Raw genomic sequence first — 8,590 nt, forward strand, 5'->3', positions numbered from 1 at the left:
GGCCCGACGCCTCGCCCGAGGACGAGATGCCGTCCGTCAGCGTGCTTGGACGAGCCAGGATCTCATTTCCTGACCCTTCTCAAACACGCTCTCAGAGCGTGTTTGAGAAGGGGTAACGGTCCGGGCACTTCGCTCACGCTGCTGTCGTCAGGTCGCGAGCATGGCCGTCATGACGCGACGCCCGACCTACCCCTCTGATCTGACTGATGAGCAGTGGGCCCTGATCGAGCCCCTGCTCCCACCGGCCAACACCGGTGGCCGGCCCGAGAAGCACCCCCGCCGCGACGTGGTGGACGCGATCTTGTACGTGGTGCGTACCGGCTGTTCCTGGCGGCACCTGCCCGTGGACTTCCCGCCCTGGCAGACCGTCTACTGGTACTTCTCCCGCTGGGAAGAAGCCAAGGTCACCGAGCAGGTCATGGCCGTGCTGCGCCGCCGGCTGCGCAGCGCGCAAGGACGGGGGGCGAGCCCTCGGCGGGGATCATCGATTCCCAGAGCGTCAAGGGCGCCGACACCGTCGGCCAGGGGACCAGGGGCTATGACGCGGGCAAGAAGGTCAACGGCCGCAAGAGGTTCATCGTCACCGACACCCTGGGGCTGTTGCTGGTGGTGTGCGTGATGGCCGCCTCGGTTCAGGACCGGGACGGGGCCAGGACCACCCTGTTGAGCCTGTACCTGTGCACACCGGTGCGGTTCGTGTTCGCCGACGCGGGGTTCGCTGGAAAGCTGGTGGCCTGGGCCGAGAGGTTCGTGGCCACGACCGTGCACATCGTGCGCAAGGCTCCCGGCCAGGTGGGGTTCGCGGTGATCCCGCGCAGGTGGGTGGTCGAGCGCTCGCTGGCGTGGTTGACCGCTCACCGGCGTTTGGCCAGGGACTACGAGCGTGACCCCGCGGTGTCTGAGGCCATGGTGCGCTGGGCCGCGATCGGCCAGATGGCCCGCCGTCTCGCACGTGGACAAGATTCCGTCCGTCAGCGTGCCTGGACGGGCCAGGACCTCATTCCCTGACCCTTCTCAAACACGCTCTGAGGACTGGACAACATTCTCCACCGAAGATCCGAGTAGCGGCGAGTGCACCGAGAACCTCGCGAGGTGCCATCGGACGCCGCCAACGGCCCGCGTGTGCTCCGTTTGTGCTCCGTAGTTTTGGACCGGGGCAACACCGGGTGGCACGACGCGGCACAGAACGGCATCCTGATTCGGATGGTGCGGGACACAGCGGCACAAAATGACACGTGACGGTACGCGACCATAGAACTTCTAATCCGACGGTCGCAGGTTCGAATCCTGCCGGGTGCGCAACAAAACCCCAGGTCAGACGGGGTGAGCGAGGACCTCAGGCGAGGTCCTCGCGGCGTTTTTGGGCCATGTGTGCTCCTCGTGTGCTCCCCAGTACAAGGTGAGAGCAGGTGAGGGCGCACCTCCCGGAGCACTTTGCCGGGGCGTGACCGTGTAGTGCCCCCTACCCGGGGAGCTCCGCGTCCGCCCACCGCCCCAGCCGCCCCGGCACCGTCGCGTGGAGACCACTAGGCCCAGGGCACGCCCTGTTGCCCCACCAGCCGCATACGGCCGATTCGACCGAAACCCCTTACCTAGCAGGTCACGATGCCCCACAATTAGTGTTATGACCATGGCGAGGCGGATAGGTGTAGTGGCGGCAGGTGTCGCGATCGTGGCTGCGCTGGCAGCAGGGTTGTGGTTTGGCGGCGGACCGACCTCACGCGAGGGGTGGGAGGCCGCGTCCTGGACTGCGGGCATCACGACCGCTCTGGCTCTAATCGCCAACGTGATCGTCTGGGCATCCACGTCCACCAAGCCCTCCCCTGCCGAGCCCTCCGATGCCCCTGTGGGCACAGATAATGCGGTGTACGGAAACGTCTCGGGAGGGACCGTGATCCAGGGCCGCGAGGTGCATGTGGACAGTTCCTCCTACGAAGGGAACCACAACGACTTCCGAGGCGGCACGTTCAACGGTCCGTTCGTCAACGAACAGCACAACCACCGACCCGACAGCCCTGATAAGAACACGGAGTCTGGCCGGTGAGCGCTTCCTACGAGGGCAACCACAACGATTACCGCGACAGCACATTCAACGGTTCGTTCATCAACGAGCAGCACATACACCCGCCGCCCCATGAGATGGGCTGGACCAGGCTCCGCAGTCTGGACCAAGAAGCCCGGTCCGCAGTATCCCGGAGCCTGGTCGGGTCAGTCACTGCTCCCGCATTGACACTGCCGCGCCTAGCTATCCGTGATGACCTGCGCACAGCGATCGTCTCGCCTGGCGACCTCATCGTGAAAGGTGACTCCGGTGTCGGTAAGAGCGCACTGGTAATGGACAGCATCGAACCAGCCGAGCTGGGCAGTGACCGCCAAGCAATCGCGATCAACCTTCGACACCTGCCAGAGAATCACCTCGGTTTGTTGGCACTACTAGGCAATCCTCTGGACGATTTGTTCGCTGAATTGACCGCCCCCGAGCGACTCTTGGTGATTGATGGGGCGGAGGCTGCAGCCGAGGATCACGGCCAGGTCTTCTCCCATGTACTCCGTTGTGCGCGGCAGTCCGGCCTCAAGGTCGTCGTGGTTGCAGCGACCGAGGGTGCAGGGGCTGCAGCCGAGCTGATGAAGTCTAGTGCCGCAGCACCTCGCGAGTACACCGTTACTGGCCTGACCGACGAAGAGGTCACAGCAGCTGCAAGACACTTCCCTGGGCTGCAACGGCTGGCTGCGAACGCCCGGGGACGCGAGCTGCTACGCCGACCGATCATCGTCGATCTGTTAGGGCGAGCCGGTGACCCAGGACTACCTCTCAGTGAGTCGGCGGCGCTCGACCATATCTGGCGACACCTTGTGCGCAACGGTGAGCGTCCAGGCGCCGGATCACCTGATGCCCGGGAGCAGGTCATGCTCCGTCTTGCGGCTCACTCGCTTTGCAGGGGTGACGTCGACGAGTTGCTCATGCGTCTCGACAATTCTGCGGTCGATGGCCTTCGCAGGAGCGGAGTCATTCATCCCGTCAGCGGTTTGCCTTGGGATCGAGTGCCTGAGTTCAAGCATGATCTGCTTCGCGCTTACTCGGTTGCGCGTCACCTTCTAAGCGATCGTGACCCAGCTGGAGCGTTGATCTCGGTTGGGGCTCCTCGTTGGGCTCTGTCCTCGGCTCGTCTTGCCTCCGAGATCATACTGTCGGCCCCAGATGAACCATCACATCCACTTACAGGCCGATTCGTGCATCTCCAGACGAGCTTCGAGGAGATCGTCACAGCCGGGCATGGGGGGCGCTGGGCCGACGTTCCGACCGAGGCACTCCTTGCCGTACCTACGTCGCGTCTGATCCTGGGGGATGCTTGGCCCACACTCCTCAATGATGAAGCCCAGGGGTTTGCCAGGGTGATCCGGATTCTGTACGGGCGTCACCAACGGGAAGGGGTGTTAGACCCGACCATCGCAGAGCCTCTCGTTATCCGGCTTCATACCGAAGAGCCTCCACATCGTCTTGTTAAGGAGGTTGCTGAGCTGATTCGCGACTGGCTACGCGCGCACATCCTGCGTAATACTCCGGCTGGACAACCGACCCGCATGGCACTCCGGGAAGCCATCCTTGCCCGATGTGCTGAGAAAGAGCGTGCGCTCGAAGAGCAGGAGGCAGCCAAGCAAGCCACTCTAGCGGCCCGAACTCCTGAGGAGGTCGCGGCGCATGAAGCGCGTCGAAAGAGATTCGCCTCTATAGCTGGACCGTCGCCGTCGCGTCGGCGTCATCGGCCCAAAACTGCTCAGCATCGACCGTACCTGTGGATCCAGAACACCCAAATCGAGCACCTCGCGTTGCTCGGTCCCGACCTTGGTGACGCAGGTGAGGTAGTGCTGCGGAGGATTGCGGAGGTCGAACCGGGGTCCCTTGATCATGCCGTAGATTCCTTACTCGCTGGCCGCAGCCTGGCATCTTACAGTTCCCAGCTTCTCCTCGATCTGGCTGCCGCTTATTATATTGACGAGGAAGAAGACGAGGAAGACGATGGCTTCGGGTGGTCAGGCAGTCTGCGTGAAGACGGCATCCGGCCTCACCGGTTCAGGGGTGGCTTCGGGTTTTCGTTCGCTTCCTATGCCCACGGACCGTTTCTTGCGCTGTTTCAGACCGATTATCGGGGAGGCGTCAAATTTCTAAACCAGATGCTGAACCACGCAGCCCGATGCCGAGCGCGCAAGCTTTCGGATCTTCGTCTCGGGCTTTCTACCGATGAGGAGTCAGTAGAGATACGGAGAATTCTCTCAATCACAGGAGAACCACGCACCTATATCGGTGACGGGCAAGTCTGGCTGTGGTACCGCGGGACCGGAGTAGGACCATATCCCTGCATAAGTGCGCTCCAAGCCTTGGAGTTCGTGACAGAGGAATACATCCAAGCCGGAGCTCCTGTCACCGCGTTCCCTCCCATCTTACTCGAGGAGGCGGAGTGCCTCGCGATGCCTGCGCTTACACTCGGCATTCTCGCCCGCCATCTCGAAGCTGCTGAAAACGCACTCGATCCTTATCTAATCGAGCCAATGGTATGGTCGCTGGAGTTTGTCCGATCAATTCATGACCAGTCTGGATTCCTCGCATCGCAAGTCCCTGATTTTGAGAACTCCGAGCGGCGCACCTGGAGTCTTCGGGAGGTCAGCATGATGCTGATGCTTCGAGCTGAAGGGGAAAGAATAGGACAGCTTAAGGAACTCGGCGACCAATTGCTAGCGAAAGCTAGGGAGCAGGTCGGCGACGATTCCTCACCAGGCACTCGACAACATCTCGCTGCCGTTCAGAACTGGGCATCTTCATTCGATCGTAGCGCGTATGAAGTACTCCACCAAGACGGACAGATAGTGATCCAACAGGCTGTTGACCCTGGCGTTGAGCAAGTCTTGGGTCAGACGAATGCTGACCTTCGGCGTGGAAACGATGCGATGGGGCTGATCGTGCGTCATGCCCACGTGCGAGACAAGGGTAGCCGGGCACCGGAGATGAGCGATGAGGCGTTGGCTGCCGACCTCACGCTAGCGAAAGACTTGTTGGAAAATCCTCCTCGGACTGGTGTCGAAATATCCCCGGATGGGCCTGTTGCTGTCGCCGCATCTGCTCTTGAACTTTATTTTACGGGTCGAGCGCATGTCACTCAGGAAGATCTCCAATGGTGTGCGTCTACCATTCTTGCCATCGCTGCAAAGATCGCCGATAACCCCGCCAGCCCGATTGATATGTTGTCGTTCTTCAATCAGGGTGCAGATCGATCGGCGGGCAGGTCACTGCCGTACCTTCTGCTTCCTGCTGCGCGCGGCCTCCGACAAGTAATTGGCGTCACCTCTCCTGAAAATGTTCAGGAATTCGTAAATCTGAGTAGCGTCATCGCATCGCGGTCCCCAAACGAAAGCCGACTCGCTTATGCGAGAGGGCTTGATACTATCTGGATTACACCTTGCAACAGAGCACACCTATACGGAAAATGCCATCACCAAATTGCCTTGGACCTTACACAAGAATCATTCCTCGATTCAGTCTTTGGACCATGGGACTTTGAGAGCCAAAAGAGACCCGTCATCAGACTTGAACCGCCAGCTGCGACTGCACTCGACGGCATCAGAGGAAAGGACATCTTTTCTCCAGCATTGATTCCAGCGATTCGCTCTGTTGGGGCCGCAGCCATCAGTTCTGCTTGCTGCCAGGAGGAGGCTCGCCAGATACTTGATTCGCTCATCGCAGCCCATCAACGAGCCATGCTTACATTCAAACACGGCTACAATCATAGTCAGAGTGACTCACTCGTCGCGGCCCGGGCTGCCCTGTGGCAAGCGATCGATGGGCGAGACACCCCTCTATTCACATATGTGGATCGCTATCTCGAAAATTCACGCCTCCTGTCAGAAGGACTGCAGGCAATCAGCGTGGCCGGCGAAGAGCGATCTGAGTCAGCAGAGCAAGTTCATCGACTCTGGCCGATAATCATGGACCGCGTTCTTGACGCGGCCGAGGCGAATCCTCAGATATTCACTGAACAGACCTGGGGCGACTATGCCGAGTCCAGCCTCATCCCCAACCGGTCAGCCGAGTCGGGGTACATGACACTTGAGCTTCAGGGAGATGCACATCCTTGGCGTGATCTGATCAGATGGTCACCTCAAATTGAGCGATGGCTCAGAACGATCACCAGTTCCCGCATGAGCATTGACCAGCTTGTGATTGCTGTGCGAGAACTCGCCATACCAGAACAGATCGAGACCGGGCTTCGGTGGATCGAGCAGATTGTAGAGCGCAGCGGAAATAATTGCGCCAACACTTACACATTGCCTGAATGGCTACGCGAACGTCGCGCAGACCTCACTGAAGATGAACAATCGGCGCGATGGCAGCGAGTAGTAGACCTGCTCGTCGTTGCAGGTGATAGTCGCGTCGCAGATTTGTCTGACTAAGATCTGTTCATATCGACCGATGAACGTCTTGCGACTGTGTGAGCAGCCACCAAGAAACCCACGAGTGACGTCGAACACAGAACGCTATCCGCTTGAACTAAGAAATTAATAACTCCCACCAGAAGCCCTTGGAAGAACTGGCTTTAGTTTCCCATCTCTCCAATGTCTAAAACTCACGTTTGCGCCAACCGCCGCTCTCGCACGCCGATGCGCAGCGGTCACACCATGCCCATTAAGGAAGTGGTTGGCAAAAAAACTCTGAACAAACAGCGAGGCAGATGCAGAATGCACTGACTGAAATGGGGCAAGGTAATCCTTGCAGACTTTCTTTGCACTAAACTCGCGAGCAAATTCTGCCCTACCCGTAAGACAGCTCATCGAAATAAAGTACTTTGGCCTTTCCGTTGGAACCTCTTGGTCCAACAGATCACCAAGGTCATCACCTCCGATCACCTCACTTCTATCAAGGAGCCCCATGCCGCACTCAGACCCGTGTCCTACCATTACGACGTGACTAGTCGCGTTACCCAACGCCTTCCATACAGACCGTATTTCGACAGACGTGCGCACTTCTCGCAATCTGACTAAATCTGGCTCCAAAAATAAACGAAGATAATGCAACGTACTTTTTGCCAGTGGATCCAGATTATGCTCTTCCGTCACCAGGTCGCCAACACGGAAAATGGTGATGCCAAGATGATCGCCATGAATCAGCTTGGTGGATACCCTGATATCATTTCCCGTATAGTCTTGTTTGTCCAACCAAACCGAACGCTGACTCTTGTTGCGAACTTTTGCACGCGTCAGAGCAAAATTCCGACTCTCCGGATTCGGCAGAAGACGAGAAGGAACATACACCCAGTCACCAACTTCAAACTTCGCCATGCACCATCATTCCAAATCCGCTCGCATTCTAAAAATTCATTACACCCTCAACATATTAACCGAATTTTGGCCAAGAAAACGCAAAGAAGACTACTCGATCAACTTTTATCAGCCACACGGAAGGTTAAAAAAACTCCAATAGCGAAAATATTGAAAGGACGTCATGCAACCTCAATCCACGCGCGGACAGCCAGATTTCACCAGGGGACCTTTGATCCGATGGCCCACCGATCCCGGCCACGAGGAAACCCCAGGCCAGGTGGGGTTCACCCTCAGCCTCGCCTGTGTTTGAAGGCCCTGTGGTGCTCCTGGTGTGCTCCCCTGAACCGGCTACCGCACCAGGGCCAGGTTGCTCACCTCAGCCGGAGCCGCTGCACCGCGTAGCAGCGCGGCAGTCGCCCCGGCCTCCGTCGTCGCCGTATGCGGGAACACGCTCTGGCAGGTGTGCTGTGTGAAGTACGTGCTGGAGCGCCCCAACCCGCCCGAGGCCACCTGCACAGCCGAACCCGCGGCCAACACCTCAAGGCAAGCCCACGCAGCGCGAGGACCCAACACCCGCCACTCGAACTCGCCCTGACGCTCAAGCGCCTTGACCAACACCCCCTACCTGGCCTCCCTACCCCGACACCGCCCGATACGGGCGCTATGCCCTTTTCGATGGCCGTGGCCACCACTGGCCCCGTGGGGCGCTGACCGCAGGGGTGGCCCCTGCTGCCGGGGCTGGGGTGTTCAGTGCGACACCGGGGCGCTGGTGGCCCCACACCGCCCCACGATCCGAACAGGACGGGAACCACCCGGCCCACCGCCCCATGCCAGCCCCGAGCCCGGCGACCACGGATCCGGACACGAAGCGCCACCCACGTCCCGTACTCGTCCCCACCCCGCACGCCTCACGGCCGCGCACCAGACCACACGGCTGAGGTGCTGGCATGCCCGGCACGCTCCCGCACGATCACTCCTTTGACGCGCACACCGATTTCGGATGTCCACCGAATCCCGAACCAATGGTTTTAGCAAGGTTAATGAATAACTATTTTATAAGTGATAACGAAAGAAGGAGAGTGGGAGATGGAGGACAGGCCAGAGTGGAAGAAGAGGTGGCGAATCGGTCGGCCGACCGACCTGCCAGCAGGCCAGAGCCGCCGCCCCTACGTGAAGGTGACTACCCACTGAGGTGATCTCAGTGACTGGGAATCTGCAGGAACCCGACAATCAAGACGAGGGGTGCATTCATGGGTGAACTTTCGTTCCCCTGACACAG

At 59.4% G+C, this 8,590-nt stretch carries 5 protein-coding genes; 3 read left to right on the forward strand and 2 right to left on the reverse strand.

What is annotated here, in order from left to right:
• The first annotated feature begins 160 nt into the window (after nucleotides 1–160).
• The 3 genes from ACWGKS_RS29250 (at nucleotide 161) to ACWGKS_RS29260 (ending at nucleotide 3,733) form a co-directional block, all read left to right on the forward strand.
• Nucleotides 161–1,008 (forward strand): IS5 family transposase gene (locus ACWGKS_RS29250; protein WP_452524913.1). Its coding sequence is split into 2 segments (ribosomal slippage): nucleotides 161–467 and nucleotides 467–1,008, totalling 849 coding nucleotides; the frame shifts between segments, so codons are not numbered across the junction.
• Between the two features lie 616 nt (nucleotides 1,009–1,624).
• Entirely contained in the window at nucleotides 1,625–2,044 is a 420-nt protein-coding gene (locus tag ACWGKS_RS29255) for a hypothetical protein (RefSeq protein ID WP_452524914.1), read from the forward strand.
• A gap of 1,638 nt (nucleotides 2,045–3,682) precedes the next feature.
• Nucleotides 3,683–3,733 carry a hypothetical protein gene (locus ACWGKS_RS29260; RefSeq protein WP_452524920.1) on the forward strand — a complete coding sequence of 17 codons (51 nt, stop codon included), beginning with the start codon at nucleotides 3,683–3,685 and terminating at the stop codon, nucleotides 3,731–3,733.
• A 2,816-nt stretch (nucleotides 3,734–6,549) separates the two neighbouring features.
• Here the strand turns inward: ACWGKS_RS29260 and ACWGKS_RS29265 are convergent.
• Together ACWGKS_RS29265 and ACWGKS_RS29270 are read right to left on the reverse strand one after the other, a co-directional pair.
• A complete protein-coding gene (locus ACWGKS_RS29265; protein WP_452524916.1) occupies nucleotides 6,550–7,329 on the reverse strand; it encodes a hypothetical protein in 780 nt (259 codons plus the stop codon).
• A gap of 330 nt (nucleotides 7,330–7,659) precedes the next feature.
• Complete coding sequence (locus tag ACWGKS_RS29270) at nucleotides 7,660–7,926, reverse strand: hypothetical protein (RefSeq protein ID WP_452524918.1); 267 nt, start codon at nucleotides 7,924–7,926, stop codon at nucleotides 7,660–7,662.
• Between the last annotated feature and the right edge of the window lie 664 nt (nucleotides 7,927–8,590).

The organism is Nocardiopsis sp. NPDC055879 (assembly GCF_053615935.1).